The following is a 19,305-nucleotide window of genomic DNA, read 5'->3' as shown; positions in this document are numbered from 1 at the left end:
ATATTTTTATGAAAATCAACAAATTCGCCGTCGCTATATTCGCTGCGACTGTATTATTCTCTTCCTGCAAGAAATCATCACCTGAAATCACTTCACCGGAAGAACCAACACCTACTTCAAATAGTCTGTACAGTGTTTGGGTGACAACCGCGGCTGGTTCATCCTACCTACTGACAGCAGATAATCTGATGAAAGATACCCTTTTGACCGCCGCAAACAATCAAGGCATCGATATCACATCGCATTTGCCAGCAGCATTTTATGCGATTTACGCCTATGCCTACGAAGGAAAGTATTACCTTTCAAACGATGGCACACGATTCAGTCAATTTGAAGTTGTCAACGGTAAATCCTGGAAAGAAACGAACAACTATGCATTCCCTGGAAATTTTTACCTAGGCAAAGTCCTAAAAGATATTAGCACCAAAGATGAGATGGTCATGACCAAAACAGCAGGGACCACCAATAAGACCAAAAATGTATTGGAACAACCAATCTATTTCATGAACGTCAACAATCTGACAATCAACAAGACCATCGGTATCGAAATCCCGATGATCACGTTTAATCCCAAAACACCGGAGGGCAAAGATCATAACCCTTATATCGTACCTACAAGCTTCACGCAACGAGGCGACAAACTATTTGTAGGTCACAAATATAGAAGTAATGAAACGCGTAAGGATATTATCGACACCGCCTATATGTATGTATGTGATTACCCAAGTTTGGCCAACGGAAAAATTATAAAAGATGCTAGAGGCGGTTTTGCAGCTGGCCATTGGGAAGTGCAGACACTTACTTTTACCGATGACAATAAGGACCTCTATGTTGTAACCAAAAAGACAGATGCGGCGACCTATGGCCTATTACGTATTAAATCGGGACAGACAACCTTTGATCCAGATTATTTCTTCGATTTAAAAGATTACAACGTATTCAGCAATAATATATCGCAGGTACAGAAACTAGGTGATGGTAAAGTTTACATCAGCCCTTTTGTCATCGATCCAGCAAATAAAAAGATTGTTGCCGACCTCAGAATATTAGTGGGTGGCGGTGAGTCAAAAACCACGATGAATTTTATGGAGAATGGCAAACTATACGATGTCTTTAAAACAGACGAGTCCAAATGGTATGTATATGAATATGATCCGGCAAAAAATTCTGTAAAACGCGGGGCTGAGATCGATCCTGGAATCAGCCAAGTTTATCACCTAAATAAGCTCAGATAAGTTCCGGCAAAACGTAAGAAGTACCCTGCCGATATCCCTTTTAAAGGGGATGGGTAAGATTTCAGCATACGCGAAATCGAGGCGGGGCATTTCTCTATCCAACACCCCAAAATTTAAACATATGAAAAAATTACTGTTCAGCATCCTAAGCTTTTTTATCTTCCTGTCTGCATCGGCACATGCCGTATTTATTGAAACTTCATTGCAAGGTACGAAAGGAAAATCCCATACCGTAAAAGTGGTTTATGGCGAACCGGATCAATACGAACTCATCTCCAAATGGTGGTGGTACAAAGAAGGTATGCAGGTTACATTGACATTGATCAAACCGGACGGGAGTACAGCATTACTAACGACTACCCCGCAGGGAAATCATCTATTGGCCACATTTATTCCTGATCAGGATGGTGTCTATCATGTTTCGTTAAAAAGAGATACAGAGCGCAAAGAAGGCGCCAAGACACAATATCAGATCAATGCAATCGCCACAATTCAAGTTGGAAGCGTCACCCTTGGTCATACTTCCGCACATCTTGCCAATGAGTTGTTTGTCTTTGCCGACCAAACTGTTTTTAAAAATAAAAAAGAGGTCTCGCTGACCTTATTTCAAAAAGGCAAACCCGCACCAAATGCTGCTGTTCAGATCATTGCCCCAAGTGGCTGGATCAAATGGTTGGAAACAGATGCACAGGGTGTCATCAAATTCATTCCGGAATGGAAAGGCAAATACTACGCCGAGGTATCCCGGAAAGAAAAGATCGAAGGACAGGCTTTTGAAGAATATAGCCGTGCCAGCTCCATGAGTTTTGCTGTAAACTAAATCCGAGATGGCGGTAAGAAAAAAGAAAAATAATTCGGTATTTCGACTGGTCAATAACTGGCTACACCTCTGGATGGGATTAATCTCTGGCAGTATTGTCTTTGTGATTTGCCTGATGGGTTGCCTTTGGGTGTTTAATCATGAAATTATCGATCTCCTCATCCCGAAAAAAGAGCGCCAATATATCTCTGCATCCGGTCAGTCCCTGGTTTCTCCGTCGCGCATTATTGGGATCGCGGATTCGCTCGATCCGAATGCTGTTGTAGGGGAGATTACTTATACCCGCGATCACCCCATTTCTTTTACCATCCAACAAAAAGAGGATAAAGGAAAGGGTCGAAATCCAAAAGTAAAACCACAGGTGCATCTTTTGCACCCTTACACGGGTAAGTACCTGGGTTTGCAAGTGAAAGATAATTCCGAAGAAGCACAGTTAAGAGAGAAATTGAATAGCTTTTTTGCATGGACACTGAACGGGCATCGCTTCCTTTGGCTACCAAGGGATATCGGCCGCCCTATCGTTAATTATGCGACGCTGATATTCAGTATTACCCTGATCACAGGCTTGGTATGGTGGTATCCAAAAAAATGGACAAAATCCACCCGCGAAAAAAGCTTTCGGATAAAATGGAAAGCCGGCTGGAAACGCGTCAACCTGGATCTTCATAATGTAGTAGGCTTTTATTCTTTTCTTTTGGTGTTATTACTGGCGGTAACGGGCATGTATTATGGTATCGAGTGGTTCAACCGCGCATTATACTGGTCAACCAACTGGGGAACTCCCCTCGCCGAACGAACATCAGTTCATTCCGATTCAACAAAAATTGATCAGCTGGCACATTTTCCGAAAGCTTTTGATCGAGAGATCCATCGCATACTTACACAATATAAAGATCCACATTACCTGACGATCACTTATCCGGATGCTGAAAAAAAAGATGCTACAATTTCGGTGTATATTCGCAACGACATGGATAGGCAGTATAACAACCGCTATTATTCGTTCGACCGGTATACAGGTGCCTTTCTGCCCAATAATATAACACTCTTTAACAAGGATTTTTATGAACTCCGGGCAGGGGAACAATTCAGACGGCTCAATTACGATATTCATGTGGGGTCTATCTGGGGCTTTCCGACGAAAGTGCTGGCCTTTGTTCTCACCTTGATCGCTGGTTCTTTACCTATTACAGGATTTATTATTTGGTACAACCGCAAATGGGGAAAGAAAAAAGGACGCAATACATTGTTAAAGGGTACTGCCACCCCCGAAGATAAGCGCGATTCCGATACGGTCGCACCTACAACGATAAGAAAGCCGCCGGTCCGTTTTCGACCGAAGCCTACGGACTTATAAGATTTTATAGGTCCGGAATCACCGTTCAAAAAGGAAGGCTAAATTTTGAATTCATTGACAATAAAACTTGTTTAATTTATGCTTAAGAAGGTTCTTTCTCTTGAAAGAACAGGGAATATTATTTATGACGAAATCCACATTATTAGCGATTCTGCTTTCAAGTTCAACTCTAGGGCTCCTGGCCCAGACGAAATTATCCGGAAAAATATTTAACAAAGACGGGCAGCCACTTAAAGGAGCTACCGCCAGTCTTTTACGCTTACCAGATTCGGCATTAGTCGCACAATCCGATGCCGACAAAGATGGTTTATTTCTGTTACAGGCAGCTAAAAATGGGAATTATATGATTCGCTACAGTTCCGTTGGATACACGACGGTATTCAGCAGGTCCTATCAATTATCCGGTGCAGAGCAAATTGCCACACCCCTATTTTTACAACCTCTCGCACAGATCATGGAGACGGTTCATGTCACCGGAAAACAAGCCGCTGTGCGCCAATATGCCGATAAAATGGTTGTTGATGTCGAAGGAAGCGTATTAGCAGAAGGGAACAATGTGCTCGAGCTTTTAGAAAAAACGCCCGGCCTAGTCTCCGATGGTAAGGGAAATTTTTCCATTCAGGGGCGTGCCGGGGCAAATATACGGATCAATGGGCGCGATATGTATGTATCGGGCGAACAGCTCGCGAGCATCCTTCGCGGCCTCCAGGCCGCCGAAGTTTCAAAACTTGAACTGATCAGCAATCCTTCAGCCCGCGAAGATGCCTCTGGGACAGCGGGGATCATCAATATCGTAACCAAGCGAAATGGGAAAGTAGGCTTTGGTGGCGATGCGTTTGTCCGTGCCGGCCAAGGCAGAAAATTCCATGGTGGTTTTGGCGGGGGCCTCCACTATAAAGTAAACGGCCTGGATATGTACCTGCAGGGCAACACAAGTTACGACCGTGGCAATAGCCATAATCTGACCGAAAGAAGCTTCTTTAACCAAGGCAGCTTAACTTCCTTTCAACGGCAGCATGAAAGCAAGAAACTGGATGACGCCTCTTTCCATAGCCTACGGGCGGGAGCAAAATATGAATTTTCCGACGGGGGAATCCTCGATGGAAGCGTACATTGGATGAAAGGCAACTATCAACCTTATGCCTCCATTGAGATGGATACGTGGAACTATCCCGCGAACATCCAGACAGAACAGGCGCTGAGTAAGAACCGCTTTGACGAGACTTTTAAAAACTGGACATTTAATGTGAATTATAGCAATAAATACGAAGGAGAAGATCATTTTTTAAAATTCAATTTTGACTTCGCACCCCATGGCAACGATTACAACAATCGTTTTGAAACGGATAAGTTCAATTTACAAACCGATACGAAAACGAGTACAGGACGTACCAATGTACAGGATTTAAGTAATACGACCTATTCCGGCAGACTCGATTATAGCAAACCCTTAACTGATTCGGGTAAAATCGAACTTGGCTGGAAAGGGACCTACTTTTTCATTAATAATGATGTGGTCAATACCCTATTGGATAAAGGTACATGGATACGTGATGATGCGACTTCCAACCGTTTTCAATACACCCAGCATATTGAAGCACTCTATGCCATCTACTCTGGCAAATTCAAGCGACTCGAATATCAGGCTGGTCTACGTGGAGAATATACCTTTATAGATGCCAATCAGGTGACCTTAGACAAGAAAAATGACCAACGCTATTTCGACCTGTTCCCAAGTGGTTCATTGCTTTATCACCTCAATGATAAAAATACCATAAGGACATCCTTCAGCAGTCGAATTGAGAGACCGGGCGATCACGACATCAATATATTTCGGATCTATGAGGATGCCTATAGTTACAACGAAGGGAATCCGGATTTAAAACCGGAGAAGAGTTACATTACTGAAATCGGTCATGGTTATAAAAATAAGTTATTCACTACATTGGGTATTTCTTATGGCCGTGATATGATCAATTGGATTGTTCGACAAGGGGATCAAGTCGGCGAAAATCTGTCGCGGCCAGAGAATATAGGACGCTATCTGAATTACAGCGCCAGCGTGATGTACAATCAGACATTGCGCTCCTGGTGGACAGCAAGCCATTATATCAATGCATTCTACAACAACTATTCCGGTGAAATCGGCGATGTAAACCTAGATTCAAAAGGTTCCAGCTGGACGGCCAATAGCCGCCATACGCTACAATTCAAGTATGGCTTGCGCGCTGAAATAGCACTTTATTATCGTTCGGGAATTACCACCGGTCCTTCGCGGACCGACAAAAGGTACGGACTGGATCTGGCTGCAGAAAAGAAGATGTTTGGTGACCGTGGCATGATCAAGCTTACAGCCAATGGTCTACTCCGAAATGCTAATCCACAGTTAATCAGTAAATACGGAGATCTGAAGGTATTTTACTCCGATTTTCCGGACAACAGAAAAGTATTATTGTCATTGAGTTATCGGTTTGGCAACTAAATGGTATGGCGCAACAGCTGAGCGTCAACCGATCCTAGGTTTTGCTGACGGAAATTTCAGGCCGTACAATTGTGGTATCACGGACAGTCTTTTCTAGGTAGACGTTTCCCCGCTACTGATCGGTCATTATCTATGGTAAAAAAATATGGATAAATTAACAATGTGGCAGCGGAGGCCGGTTTGTATCCAGTCAGATCCGGGATTTCCCAATTTACGTGAGTTGGTCCAAAAAGATTAACTTTGTACCCTATTGATAATCATCTCCAAATAGATGTAAGTTATATGGGCCTTATCAGCGCATATTATGAAAATAAATCAATGCTATTGTGTATATTTGCCATATGCTTAAAACACATCAATCGGATATAGCTTAGTAAACACGTCGTACGCTCCGTATATCGTGTCTCTCCAACTGCTCCTGGATAAATCTATCCGGGAATAATTACGTATTTTTTTTTATAAATGCCGTGCAAACAACGCAATCTTTTTGCATGCGCCAAAATTTGCTATATCATGAATAATGAGCATCTCGTCAACAGAGACGAATTCAGTTTTAACCTTCATCAATATGGTTGGAACGATAAATTAAATCAACTGAAACAAAATTCTCTATTTAAATCGCTTCCCCACGGTCGTATTGCGACTGTCCATCGGACCTGCTATGAAGTTGTATCCGAAAATGGACTGCTGCAATGTGAACTGACCGGAAATATGCTTTTCGGAAAATCAGCTTATGAGCTTCCCTGCACGGGAGACTGGATCATTTTCCAGCAATTTGAGGAAGATAAGGGTATTATTGTAGACATGCTACCGAGAGAACGTGTATTGGTCCGTAAAAAAAACGGCACTATTTCAGATAAACAGGCAATAGCCGCTTACATAGACAAAGCACTTATCGTACAGAGCCTCGACTCAAATTTTAACATGCGCCGTGCTGAACGTTTTGCCGTCCAGATTTTTGAGGCAAATATCCAGCCGATACTGGTACTCAACAAGGCCGACCTGGATTTCGACCACGGAACGATAGCAGAGGCGACAAAGCACTTTCAGCTACGGATGCCTGTTTACCTGACAAGTATGCACCAGCCGGAGACAATTACGGCTTTACGCAGCTCTATCGGAACAGGCGAAACTGTTGTCTTGGTGGGCTCATCCGGTGTAGGAAAAAGTTCACTAGTCAATGCCCTATGCGAAAAACCGGCTGTTCACACTTCTGCGATCAGCGAGTCCACAGGCAAAGGGCGACATACTTCCACACGACGGCAGATGGTTGAGATGACTGATGCCGGGATACTGATCGATACCCCCGGGGTCCGCGAATTTGGACTGGCCACTGACGGTACCGAAACGTTGACCGATACACTGGATATGAAAGACTATGTTGGATTGTGCCGCTTTAAAGACTGCACGCACCACAATGAACCTGGCTGTGCCGTATTGGAAGCAGTCAAGAATGGTAACCTGGATCAGAAGATTTATCAAAATTATCTTAAACTCGAACGCGAAATCGACCATTTTAGTACTTCATCACATCAGAAGCGGAAAAAGGAAAGATCTCAATCAAAATTGCTGAATGAATATAAGAAACTGCTAGGCGTAAGACGTTAATGCCGCATATAAGGTCCGGGTATCAGCTGTACCCGGACCTTTTTAAAACCAACTATTTTTACCGAATTGATTCTCCACGACTTGGATATCACGGTCAACCAATTTCACGGCCTGATGAAAGCCTTCCTGTACAGTTAGAAAATCCCCTTTGCCTATCTTAAACGGCCTATGCAATCCATGGGGCTTGGCGATAACGGCTCAAAAAGCTCCGGACGGCCTCCCGACCAGTATTAATCAGGCAAAAGAACTAGTCTTACGACTAGTTTTTTCATGAAGTTCTCTTGATACCTTCTATTGCAAAAATCAGCCTTTATTAAGGACAAAGCCAGCGGAAAAGCTATACCCGGATTTATCTGTTTAGCTATTTGTCATGGTAAAACAATACACATTACCTGCAAAATCCGCAACATAGACCTCATTTCCCTGAATAGTGACTTCAGCCAAAATCGGCGTGCCTAGGTTAATTTTTTGCACTAAAGTTCCGTCCAGGCTTAAGACATACAAGTAACCATCCGACCCTCCAAAAAACAATTTTCCAGCCGCATAACGAATACTCGACTCAACAGTACTCACTTTTTTATGCTGATCCGGACTAGAGTATGCTGAAGTATAGATCAGCGCTTCACCGGTCTGGAAATTCCATTTTTCGGTTAAATTTCCGCGATCGAAAGCCTTTATCCCATCGGTCGCCGTTGGCATGATCAGCAAACTTTCGGTCAGGAGCGGCGAAGCCATCACTTTAAAATCGTCTTGGCTCTGTGTCCTATTGATTACTGCCCCCGTCTTTTGATCCAATTGAAAAACATTGTTCAGTCCAGCGACATAAAAAGAACTGCTATCGGCACTTGCTCCACCCGTTCTAAAACGCAAACCATCTTCATTTCTTTTCCATAGTAGTTTTCCGCTCCTGCGATCATGTACAAATAAGCTATTCCAGTTGGCACCAGTAATTAAATAATCGTTTGTGATGAGCAGCTCTCCGGGCATACCCTCACCTCCATTCCAATCCCGGTTTTGCCAGATGATCGTACCGTCATCAGCTTTTAATGCCGACAGATAATTTCCTGCCCCAGTATAATAAATACCATCACGGACGACACCAGCACTTACATATCCAGGGAGCCTTCCCCCACTCAACTCTTTTTTCCAGACAAGTTTACCGTCCTTTTCGCCGATCGCATAAACTGTTCCGCCCATGTCTGTCGCCAGTATCAAGCCATTGCTATAGGCTAACTTCTGCTTAACGGAGTTCTGGGTGTGGAAAGTCCAGATGGTTTCACCCGATTGGGCTTTTAAGGCCTGGATTTTACTTTTACCACCAATAGCATCATCAATACTGGCCACATATACCCGCTGTCCCTGTACTAGAGGTGAGCTCTTCCATATATTAGACCCAATGTTTTTTGACCAGGTCAACCGGAGCAAATTTGACGAAGCAGGCTCGTTATTCCATCCAAATTTCTTCAAGGCTTGCGTGCCATCCCCGTAATTCACTTCCAGTAGGATCGTTTGCTTCTGATTCATCGACGCAGTGCCCATTAGCGTTCCACGCCAGTTCCAGTCACTCGCTTTATTCAGCGTGGCTGTTTTTAGGACACTGCCCTGTTCATTTAACAACTTGGCATATACAGAAAGAACAGATTTTTCGGTATGGTATACACTGGCGCCAATCTCGAGCTTTTGTCCGTTTGAAATCTGCATCAGCCCGCTCTGCGGATAAATCAAAGCGATATGATCCGACAGATAGGGATATTTGGCGGTGATGTTCCTTACCCCATTTTTATCCATATCAATGACCATAAATTGCGCCACAGAATTGTCTATCCCTCCTTTGTTGGGTGCATTTGTTGATATCACCGCTACCCCATCCCTACTCCCAAAACTGTAGTTGTTGTGCCAGTGACCATACAGATAAGCTTTTAGGTTATACTGTTTTAAATCGATGGAATCGGTTTTTCCTTTCATGACAAAATCCTTGCCGACAATCAGATCATGATTGATAAAAACAAGTGGTTTATCTTTCGCTTTCAGGGCCAAGTCCTTTTTAAGCCAAGCGATTACCTGATCCAGGTTATAGCTCGGGGCATAGTCACCACCGGGCATCGGGGTAACGACAAAATGTGCCGGTCCGGCCTCAAACGAATAATACACCGGACCAAATAAATCTTCAAATAGCTTCTCGCCGTATTCACCTTTGACAAGATCGTGGTTTCCTACCGTATAATAAGTCGGCACTCCCATCAGTTGGCTATTGACCTGCCGCGCATGAAATTCCATGCCCGGTTCATAGCAGATATCGCCCGTGTGCATAATCAGCGTAGCCCGCTGTTGTTGCGAAAATTTACGGATATTGTCTATCCAGTCGCCATATAGCGGTGTTTCGGTATCCGTAATCTGGATAAAACGAAGATTATCTCCTTGCTGCTTATCATCCAGCGTCAAGCCAAAATCATAACGTTCCAATTTGGGGTCAATCTTTATATAATGGGTACCGCTCGCTTTATAGCCTGCCGGGATACGCACGAAGAGGAATTTTGCCTTCTCATTCCCCTTGAGGCTGAAGCTACCATCAGCAGCAGTCGGTAAAACATCGTAACCATCGGATATGACCACACCCGGCATTCCTTTTTCATTGCGATCCATCTTTTTGTTCTTATCAAGATCCAAAAAGACATGTCCCTGATATTGCGCATACATCGCGTTGCTGCACAAAAGCAAGAGTGGAAGTATAAACTTTTGTATCGGTCGTCTCATATCAATTATCTATTCAAAATTCATTAGCTATATATACAAGGAAAGATAGGATCTATTCCGACAATTGGATTCACCTATCTTTACCTTTCTCAAAAAAAATCTCTCAGTTACCAAAAATTTGTCTGCACCAATTTACTGCCATCCAGCACCATTTGGCTATTGGCCACTGGATAATAGTAATATTTGGGTTTTTCAAATGTCTTCTTTTTATCTCTTGCCACCGTAAACATAATATGGCCGTTGTTTTCATTTTCAAGATAGATGGTCGTATTGTTGCCATTGGCATCCTTTAAATAATACAGGGAAATATTCTTCTTTTCCTCTTCAGTCAGATCTTTGATCGGACCCGTATCTTTTGCAGATTCGAGTATCGCTATATCAATTTTACCATCTCCCGTTACATCCATCGGGCCTAATGCCTTTACATACATCCCTTGTTGTTGATCGGCCAGGCGTTCGCCCACTTCCCATCGAAAGACATCCCGGTATCGCTGACCTTCACAGGCCAGTTCGACACGTCTTTCTCTGCGGATTTCGAGGATAAGTCCCACATTGCCTCCCTTCACATTTGGATAGTAGTTTTGCAATACCGGGTCCACATTGGCATTAACTTCCCCCAGCTGCATGACCGGCATTCCCACACGCATCCGCAAGAGGTTGATCGATTTATCGAGATCAGCTTGGTTCGTGAGAATTCCCAGCTCGGCTTTGGCTTCCGCGAAGATTAACAGAATTTCGGCATAACGAAACACAAAAGCATCTGTGTAGGCCGATTCCCAGGCGATCATTTCTGTTATTTCGGGGTAAAACTTGATCTGATTGTAACCACCCAATGTTGGTTTCAGACGATGTGGCGTTGAAACATTGATTGGCTGAAATCCGGGTTTCATAAAGGTCTGCTCAAAACGCGGATCGCGGTTAACGAAAACCTGATCAATATTCTTTGTTTTATAACCTGCTTGTTCAGTAAAACGTTTTCCATCCTTCATCAGATAACTTTCCATCAACGTTTGGCTCAACGCCCATTCATAGTCCAATACCGTATGCGCATTGCGCATTCTTCTAAGATCTTTATCGTAATCAATAAATAGGATAGTTTCAGGATTTGCCTGTAGATTGAGGCTGATAAATAGATCCCGATAGGCACGGTTGACACCGCCGGTGGTACTGATCGAAAATTTGGCCGATTTCATAATCTCTTCAGCAGCAGAAACAGCCCGCTGTAAAAAAATATTTGCCGATCCGCTCAGGTTCAAATACGTGTGATATTTACGGAACGTCCCCTCTTGCAAGGCGAATTGCGCCAATTGAGCTAGGGCTGCCCACTTGGTGACCGTCGATTTGTGTCCGTCCGGTTTGATATTGGCAGCCGCAAATTCGAGATCCGCCATAATGGAATCCACCACGAGTATCCGGCTGTCCTGCTTCTTGTTCAATAGTTCAAGATCTGAGGTCCCCATGGTCTTACCATACCAGGGCACATCACTATACTGATTGACCTTATCGATGTAAAACCGTGCACGAAAGAATCTGGCGATACCGATATAATGGTTTACATCGGCAGCACTTGCTCCCTTTACACGACCTGCATTTTCAAGAAAGAAATTGATATTTCGCAGGGCAGACCAGCTCCATACCGCTGCATTCTGAGGGCTTATTCCACCCCGCATGATCTCATCAATCGTGCTGCCCGAATTGTGATGGGCCAGGTTATCTGTTCCCAGATCCGCTATCGGAGCGCTCAAACTTCCATAAAAACCGTCTGTATATGTTTTTAGATCGTTTACATTGCTAAAAAAAACTTCAGGTGTAACCGATGTGGTGGGATACCGCTCCATGAAATCATCGTTACAGCTCATGATCAGGAACAAGGCCCCTATCAGCGCTCCAATCTTGATTAGTTGTCTTTTTATGTTTTGCATAATAATAGTCATTTTAGAAATTAAAGTTTAAGCCAAACGAATAAGTCCGCTGAAAAGGATAAGCCGTCCGGTCGCCGACAATTTCAGGATCCAAATAATCCATGAGTTTGGTAAACTCAAAAAGGTTTTCACCGCTGACGAACAGGCGCAATCGGTCTATTCCCCATCTATCTGTGATCAATTTCGGAAGGGTGTACCCCAAGGTCACATTCTTCACTCTTAAATAGCCTGCATTCTGCATATATTTGGTCTGTGTAGCAGCCAGTTCGATACCGCTCTGCTCAGCTACATAGGATTTGGGTCTTGGCAAATATGCATTTGGATTCTCGGGTGTCCAATGGTCCAGGTTGAATTTGGTCAGACTCGCCCAGGGCTGCGCATAAATACCCCAAAAATAATGGTCGCCACCCGGAGGATAATAGTTTCTTTTTCCGACACCTTGCAGGAAAACACGCAGATCAATGCCATTCCAGCTTGAATTCAAATCAACACCGTAGCTGTAGCGCTGTCTCGAATTACCAATCACCTTGTAGTCACCATGATTGTCCAAGGTCCAATCACCACGGTTGATTTTGCCATCACCATTGATATCGGCAAACTTAAGGTCGCCCGGTTCCAATCCCCTAGTGCCGGGATACGAAGTGACATCATTTTGATTGGCATGCGCCTTGATCTCTTCCTGCGACTGGAAGAATCCCAATGTGGTCAATCCCCACATTTCGCCCAATTCCTGACCTACATAGTAATCGTTTAGGTTATTTATGGGATTGTTATATTTGGTAATATAAGCCCTGCTATCTGCGAGATTGACCCTGGCCGAGACTGTGAACGGTTTGCTGGCCACCATAAATTCTTTGTTGTAACCAAGCGTCAATTCCCAACCATTTGTTTTTAGGTTTGCCGCATTTTCCAATGGTACACCTGTACCAAGCACGACCGGCAATATCCGGCCTGCGGTCAACATATCTTTTGTATCGCGACGATAGATATCAAATGAGCCGAAAAACTGATTTTTAAATAAGCCGATATCCACCCCAAAATTGGACTGTGTAATGGTTTCCCAGGTCAGGGTCGATGACACTAAGCCCGGACTGCCAACAATGGGTACAACCTTGCCGTCCAAAATTGCACCACTACCCTTGGACATATTGGCAATGTAAGGGTAATAGTTGTCCCTGAGATCCTGGTTTGCCAATGAACCGTACGATCCCCGTAGTTTAAAATTGGATACCGTTTCCTTCAGAGGCTGAAAGAAGTTTTCCTGCGAAACTACCCAAGCAGCGGATACCGAAGGATTGAATGCAAATCGATCTTTTTTAGGAAATCTTGATGAGCCATCGTAGCGGAGATTGGATTCAAGGATATACCTGTCCTTATACGAATAATTCAATCTGGCAAAAGCCCCCCGAACAGACCAGGCGTAGTCAGCTGCCCCTACAGAAGGCGTTTGACCCGTCGCGAGTCCTATTGTCGGCAACGAATTGGAAATCAACTGATCCCGGGACGCCGAAAAAGACTCATAGATCCGCTCTTCCTGGTTGAAACCCAGCATTATCGAAAAATAGTGGTCGTTGAGTGTCCGTTGATACTGCGAGTAGATGTTGTATACATTATAACGCGTTTCATTACTTCCATTGGAGGCATAACTGTTAAAGTTTTGCTTGTTCATCACATTTGGTCCTGTACTATAGGCCAAGGGTAGCTGAAAGAAATGCGATTTTCCTGAAATCCGTCTAAAGGTTGCGTCCCCATTTAAAGTCCATACATTTTTAATGAAGTCGATCTTTGCACCAAAGCTGGTCTGAAAATCATTATTACGACTTATGCTGCGGCCACCTTCGGCTACAGCACCGATCATATTTACCCCAGCCTCGGTATAGGTACCGTCCGGATTATAAACCGTATTTAGTGAAGGCTGACGGTTGACATTATGCCAATAAAGGTAACCTTGGTCGATTGCCGAAGGCTGATCATACTTATCGTTCGTAAAGGTGGTGTTATTGGACAAGGTAAACCAATCCGTAATTTTATAATCACCTTTTACCCTGAAGTTATAGCGGTCATACGTATCCGGGCTGATGCGCAGCATACCATTTTGTCGATAATATTCGCCCGAAAGATAAAACGAGGAACGTTCATTCTTTTGTGAAATGCTGATATTGTTGGTATAGGAAGGCTGTATATCTTTATAAACTTCCTTAAACCAATCCGTAGATCCGAGATAGATATAAGCATTTTGGTTTTGTGGATCGACAATCACACGTGGCAATGACGGATCTTCGCTCAGCTTTTTACCATATTCGAGCATTTTCTCATCATAAAGGCTATACCAGGGGGCGGACATGATATTTCTGTATTTCATGACCTGATAAGGATCGTCTTCTATCTCCACCGATCGTGTAATCGCCTTGGCACCAAAAATGGAGTTGGCAGTCACCTTGATATCCTTTGTTGTACCCGATTTGGTGGTCACCAATACCACACCAAAAGCAGCGCGGCTACCATAGATCGCTGCCGATGCGGCATCTTTTAATACCGTCACACTCGCGATGTCCATGGGATTCATGCGGTTGAGTTCGTCATTTGTGGCCGGCACTCCGTCGATCACGATCAAAGGTCCACCTCCCGATAGCGAGGTGTAACCACGCACATTGATTCCCGGCGAACTGTTAGCCCTTCCCGATGTCGGTGTGATATTCAGATTCGCCATCGCACCCTGCAAGGCCGTTCCAACATTGGTAATGGGCCTACTTTCCAGAAACTTTTCACCGATCTGATCAACCGCACCCGAGAGATTAATCTTCTTCTGTGTACCGTAACCCACCACAATAACTTCATCCAGGTGAGACTCCGCGGTTTCCATCAATACATCAGCGCTGTTCCTGTCAGAGACATTAACTTCAGCGTCTTTATAGCCCATAAACCGAAATAGCAGGATGGACTTCTCCGGAACGCGAATGCTGTACCGACCCTCCCGATCGGTCCTTGTTGATATTCCAGTTACCCCCAATACGGTCACGTTCACCCCCGCCATCGGTCCGGAAGCATCCCTGACAATCCCGGTAATCTCACGGTCCGTCTGCTTCTTTTCTTTAATGACAATTGTGCTTCCCATGATATCGAAGATCAGATTACGTCCGCGCAATGTTTTTGCCAGGGCGGCCCGCACATCGGATCCGGCCACGGAAATATCCACACGCGAAGCATTTTCAAATAATCTTTCGTCGTAAAACAGACGCAATCTGGTTTGATTGGAAATCTCTTTAAGAACAGTTTCAATCGTAGCATTTTTCAAGGATAGATTTACTTGTTGCGCATATCCTGATGCTCTAGCACCAATCGTAAAGGCCAGCAGCAGTACACAAATCAACTTCATAGTCAATATGACTTTAATGCTTAGGGTATAAGAATGACTTCTCCGGTCCCCCCATGCTATTAATGGAGAAAAAAATTTCATAACTTTGAATTGTTAAGGGTTTAATAATCTATAGAATTCGCACTTCAATAAATTTGGCTCTTTACAATAGGGGATGCGTCAACATCCCCTTTACTATTGTATTGAACCTTTTGGTTAATTCGTCTGGTTATATCATATTTTATAAATTTAAATTGATAATAAAATTAATTGTATTAATGAATGACGATACGCCTTCCATCGATCTCAAACTTTCGGTTTGTTGTGTACGACAGAATTTTCAAGACCTCCGAAAGTCTGGATTCCCTACTGAGAGTCCCATTAAACCGATTATCTAGGCTAATGTTCTCGGTATTGACAAAATCCACATTATACCATCGCGAAATCTGACTGATAATCTCTTCGAAGCTGCTTCCATCCAATAAAAACTCGCCGCGTTGCCAGGCTGTATTCTTTTGTATGTCTGCAGGCTGTACGCGTATTTTATCTGCACTGATGATCGCTTCATTTCCCGGAGAAAGATAAGCCTCGTGCCCGTGGCTCATAATTTTCACCTTACCTTCCACCAGTGAGGTGCTGATTTCACTTTGGTAGGCATTTACATTAAAGCTGGTACCGAGTACTTCAATAACGGAGTTTTCGACTTCAATGCGAAAAGGTTTGCTGGCATCTTTGGCCACCTGAAAAAAGGCCTCCCCTACCAGCTTCACCTTACGTTCGTCACCTGCAAATTGATCCGGATATTCTAATTTAGAAGCAGCATTCAGCCAGACTGTTGTTCCATCGCTCAGCTCAACACTATAGGTGCCGGCAGCTGGAACCTCCAATGTAAGATTCCCTTTAAATTCGCTGGGTTTTACATTTTCGGACAGCGCTTCCCTTCCCAATAACTGCGTTTCTCCCCGTTCATTGGATAGCTTAGCAAAGCGTCCGCCCGGAAGAATATCATTTTTAAACATGCCGGAAGTATCCGCGGTAATTGCGGCAAGCTGTGGAACAGAACTTGTCTGTTTTTGCCGTAGTAATAAAAACGTGGTCGTTAATGCCAAAAGAACAGAAGCAGCTACGGCCACCCGTTTCCACGCAAAGACATTCTTTTTGGGTTTTACCTGATTTATCCCGCCTTCAAATTTGTGCATCAGCACATTTTTGGAGCGTTCCAAGGCCGCCTCTTTTTCCATGATTGGAACTGCTGGTTCTTCATCAAATGAAAAGAACCATTCGGTAACCATCCGTTCCTCATCCGGATTACATTCTCCCTTGAGATATTTTTTCAGTAATTTTTGAGCTTTTTCTCTTTGATTATCTTCTGTCATACATTTATATAACCCCAGATAAACTGTAGAAGTACCGAAAAAAAATGATTTTTATTTTGTTTTTAGTTTTAAGCGACTTAAAGCCAAGGAGATATTATTTTTAACCGTCTGTTCGGATATGGATAAACGGAAAGCGATCTCCTTAATGCTCAAGCCTTCCACACGGCTGAGATTGAATGCAGACTGCATGGTCGTAGGCATTTTGGCGATTTCATGATCCAGCATAAAAGATAGTTCCTGAACCAGTAGTTTCTCATCGCTGCTACTGGCGCCGACGGGCTCTTCTTCTAATGGAAGCACAAGCCGTTCGAAATGCTTGATCCGCTTCTGATCTTGGACCATCCAGTCGATCACCTCATATTTGGCCGCTTTGAAAAGATAGGGGTAGATTGAAGCCTCAATTTCAATTTTATGGCGCCGGTTCCACAAAGAGGCAAAAACGTCCTGAAGGATATCTTCCGCATCCGTAATTGAGCCGACCCGTTTTAGGATAAAGCTTAGTAATGTATTGCCATATCGTTCAAACAACACCGAAAATGCCTGTGTATTGTCATCTTTTACAATATCAAACAGTTCCTTATCAGACAATTCTTTCATGACGCATTAATTATATGTACGCGATATCGGATTTCCAGAGGATTTATGCAAAGTTATAATTGTGATGTTAATATAACATTAAATTGTACATCGTGCAAGATCAAGTTAAAATCTATTTTTCCCAAAGGATAAAGCTTTTGACAAAAATCTTCATGCTTCATGGCATTGGATCTAAATGTGTAGTCATATCAGTTGTTAAAGCCGAACTTTGAGATTATACATCAATAAACGGATCCTCCTATCCAATAAAAAAAGGCCGGAACAATTGCTGCTCCGGCCTCAAAAAACTATCCTTTAACCCTATGTTTACCTATTCATCTTTCTAAAAATATGAACTAGGCAGGCGAAAGTTAATGGTTTGCTCAGTCCTACATTCCATCGCTAAGTCGTTAATTTTTGAAAGGAAAGCTGGGCGGACCGAAATTTGTAATTAAAATCCGGTGAGACGCAGTCAAAATGCCTGCGTCGAAAATACATTTCCATTGTGCCTGCACGGTGAATCAACCAGTTCCCAGCATCAAAACCTGATTGACGACCGACAATAGTTCATGTATCTCAAAAGGCTTGGGTAGAAAGTCGTTAGCTCCAGCATTGAGTGCAATATCCCGACCATTATACGAGGCTGAAATACAGAGGATAAACAGACCATTGAATTCTTTATGCATACGAATCTGTCTGATGAGATCCCCACCATTTGTTCCTGGCATCTGTAAATCACAGATAAACATATCAGGTTTTTCGCTTATTATCCTGTCCAAGACGAGCGAACTATTGCTTTCGCTTATGATGGTTGCATGAGTCATACTCAATATCAGCTCCAAAGCCTCCAAAATCACGAGGTTATCGTCACATAAAAAGATCTTTTTGCTCATTGTCTATAATCTATCCTAAAAGCTACCACACATTTTTTCTCTTTTGTATTATCATGTGCAAAAAAATGCTTGACTGAAGCATAATTGATAAAACAATTATTCTAACTGTTACTTGATGCCAATTTTAGATAAAACTCCCTTTACTTTTGTACAATATTCCCGATCAATAATCTTTATTCCTACGTGGTCTCACCTCCACTTAGATCCTGTTCAACAATTGGATTTCGTTGAATCTGTTCACGCATCCAATTGTTAAAATCTACATCTGATGCGATCTTCAACTTTTTACGCAATCTATTTTTGCGTACCTGTACAGCCCGTACCGTGACAAAAGTATATTGAGCAATATGTTTGGTCGAAAAATTAAGAAAGGTCATAGCGCAAAATTCTAACTCGCTACTACGGATTTTAGGATTGATTTTCTTTAATGAGACAACAAAATCTGGATAGATTTCACTGAACAAAGCCAAAAATTCAGCACTATTATTCTTCGCTAAAGCAATTAGATCATTAAAGTTATTCCTTTCCATTATATATTGTTTTTCGGTAAATTTTCATTTCTTTATTTCCTTCCCCTGACAGAGCCCTTCAATCAACAGCTGACAAATAACTCGACAGAGATCAAATGATCCCTGCCGAGTAACTCCAAATATATTATCACGGGCCCTTACGCAAATCGGGTCCGGGCGATAATTAGCACTGCGGGCATCCAAACGTTTTAACGTTCTATTTTAGCGATGCTTTTCTCCATTAGCGTCTTAGCCAGAATAGCTGCCCTAATCTGCTTGACAAATATTTGCATTAAAAGAAAGAATCAAAAAAAACAGCCTTTCACATTAATATCACATTTTATAAAAACCTGAATAACAATGTATTGAAATCACAAAAAAACACATTTAATCTAAATACGAAAGTTGGATAAACCTA

General features: G+C 43.0%; 12 protein-coding genes. 5 read left to right on the top strand and 7 right to left on the bottom strand.

The genetic code is table 11. The features are described 5' to 3' along the window. Positions 1–8 precede the first annotated feature (8 nt). From ABTV71_RS08475 to rsgA, 5 genes are all read left to right on the top strand, one after another. Positions 9–1,235 carry a hypothetical protein gene (locus ABTV71_RS08475; protein ID WP_121126046.1) on the top strand — a complete coding sequence of 409 codons (1,227 nt, stop codon included), beginning with the start codon at positions 9–11 and terminating at the stop codon, positions 1,233–1,235. Between the two features lie 121 nt (positions 1,236–1,356). Further along, positions 1,357–2,055 carry a DUF4198 domain-containing protein gene (locus tag ABTV71_RS08470; RefSeq protein WP_433902902.1) on the top strand — a complete coding sequence of 233 codons (699 nt, stop codon included), beginning with the start codon at positions 1,357–1,359 and terminating at the stop codon, positions 2,053–2,055. A gap of 7 nt (positions 2,056–2,062) precedes the next feature. Next, positions 2,063–3,412, top strand: coding sequence for a PepSY-associated TM helix domain-containing protein (locus tag ABTV71_RS08465; RefSeq protein WP_121126048.1), 1,350 nt, complete (start codon positions 2,063–2,065; stop codon positions 3,410–3,412). Positions 3,413–3,536: 124 nt separating this feature from the next. Further along, the gene (locus ABTV71_RS08460) at positions 3,537–5,894 is read left to right on the top strand and encodes a TonB-dependent receptor domain-containing protein (protein WP_433902901.1); all 2,358 of its coding nucleotides are present in this window, start codon (positions 3,537–3,539) and stop codon (positions 5,892–5,894) included. Positions 5,895–6,407: 513 nt separating this feature from the next. Next, entirely contained in the window at positions 6,408–7,502 is a 1,095-nt protein-coding gene (gene rsgA / locus ABTV71_RS08455) for a ribosome small subunit-dependent GTPase A (protein WP_433902900.1), read from the top strand. A gap of 357 nt (positions 7,503–7,859) precedes the next feature. Here the strand turns inward: rsgA and ABTV71_RS08450 are convergent, their stop codons facing one another. From ABTV71_RS08450 to ABTV71_RS08420, 7 genes are all read right to left on the bottom strand, one after another. Continuing rightward, a complete protein-coding gene (locus tag ABTV71_RS08450; RefSeq protein WP_433902899.1) occupies positions 7,860–10,256 on the bottom strand; it encodes a PQQ-binding-like beta-propeller repeat protein in 2,397 nt (798 codons plus the stop codon). 107 nt (positions 10,257–10,363) lie between these two features. Continuing rightward, the gene (locus ABTV71_RS08445) at positions 10,364–12,178 is read right to left on the bottom strand and encodes a RagB/SusD family nutrient uptake outer membrane protein (RefSeq protein WP_433902898.1); all 1,815 of its coding nucleotides are present in this window, start codon (positions 12,176–12,178) and stop codon (positions 10,364–10,366) included. 13 nt (positions 12,179–12,191) lie between these two features. Next, on the bottom strand, positions 12,192–15,554 hold the full coding sequence (locus ABTV71_RS08440; protein ID WP_433902897.1) for a SusC/RagA family TonB-linked outer membrane protein: 3,363 nt from the start codon (positions 15,552–15,554) through the stop codon (positions 12,192–12,194). Positions 15,555–15,808: 254 nt separating this feature from the next. After that, positions 15,809–16,909, bottom strand: coding sequence for a FecR family protein (locus tag ABTV71_RS08435; protein WP_433902896.1), 1,101 nt, complete (start codon positions 16,907–16,909; stop codon positions 15,809–15,811). A 51-nt stretch (positions 16,910–16,960) separates the two neighbouring features. Beyond that, on the bottom strand, positions 16,961–17,506 hold the full coding sequence (locus ABTV71_RS08430; protein ID WP_433902895.1) for an RNA polymerase sigma factor: 546 nt from the start codon (positions 17,504–17,506) through the stop codon (positions 16,961–16,963). Positions 17,507–18,006: 500 nt separating this feature from the next. Further along, on the bottom strand, positions 18,007–18,378 hold the full coding sequence (locus ABTV71_RS08425; protein ID WP_433902894.1) for a response regulator: 372 nt from the start codon (positions 18,376–18,378) through the stop codon (positions 18,007–18,009). 179 nt (positions 18,379–18,557) lie between these two features. Further along, positions 18,558–18,908, bottom strand: a complete 351-nt coding sequence (locus ABTV71_RS08420; RefSeq protein WP_433902893.1) for a helix-turn-helix transcriptional regulator — start codon at positions 18,906–18,908, stop codon at positions 18,558–18,560. Positions 18,909–19,305: the final 397 nt, after the last annotated feature.

The sequence above is a fragment of the Sphingobacterium puteale genome, assembly GCF_050986225.1.
GTDB classification, from domain to species: domain Bacteria; phylum Bacteroidota; class Bacteroidia; order Sphingobacteriales; family Sphingobacteriaceae; genus Sphingobacterium; species Sphingobacterium puteale.
This window is presented reverse-complemented; position numbering and strand designations above follow the sequence as displayed.

Coding starts and splice junctions, on each gene's coding strand:
- ABTV71_RS08475 (WP_121126046.1), top strand. CDS start 9: ATGAAAATCAACAAATTCGCCGTCGCTATATTCGCTGCGACTGTATTA.
- rsgA (WP_433902900.1), top strand. CDS start 6,408: ATGAATAATGAGCATCTCGTCAACAGAGACGAATTCAGTTTTAACCTT.
- ABTV71_RS08420 (WP_433902893.1), bottom strand. CDS start 18,908: ATGGAAAGGAATAACTTTAATGATCTAATTGCTTTAGCGAAGAATAAT.
- ABTV71_RS08430 (WP_433902895.1), bottom strand. CDS start 17,506: ATGAAAGAATTGTCTGATAAGGAACTGTTTGATATTGTAAAAGATGAC.
- ABTV71_RS08440 (WP_433902897.1), bottom strand. CDS start 15,554: ATGAAGTTGATTTGTGTACTGCTGCTGGCCTTTACGATTGGTGCTAGA.
- ABTV71_RS08470 (WP_433902902.1), top strand. CDS start 1,357: ATGAAAAAATTACTGTTCAGCATCCTAAGCTTTTTTATCTTCCTGTCT.
- ABTV71_RS08435 (WP_433902896.1), bottom strand. CDS start 16,909: ATGACAGAAGATAATCAAAGAGAAAAAGCTCAAAAATTACTGAAAAAA.
- ABTV71_RS08445 (WP_433902898.1), bottom strand. CDS start 12,178: ATGCAAAACATAAAAAGACAACTAATCAAGATTGGAGCGCTGATAGGG.
- ABTV71_RS08465 (WP_121126048.1), top strand. CDS start 2,063: ATGGCGGTAAGAAAAAAGAAAAATAATTCGGTATTTCGACTGGTCAAT.
- ABTV71_RS08460 (WP_433902901.1), top strand. CDS start 3,537: ATGACGAAATCCACATTATTAGCGATTCTGCTTTCAAGTTCAACTCTA.
- ABTV71_RS08425 (WP_433902894.1), bottom strand. CDS start 18,378: ATGAGCAAAAAGATCTTTTTATGTGACGATAACCTCGTGATTTTGGAG.
- ABTV71_RS08450 (WP_433902899.1), bottom strand. CDS start 10,256: ATGAGACGACCGATACAAAAGTTTATACTTCCACTCTTGCTTTTGTGC.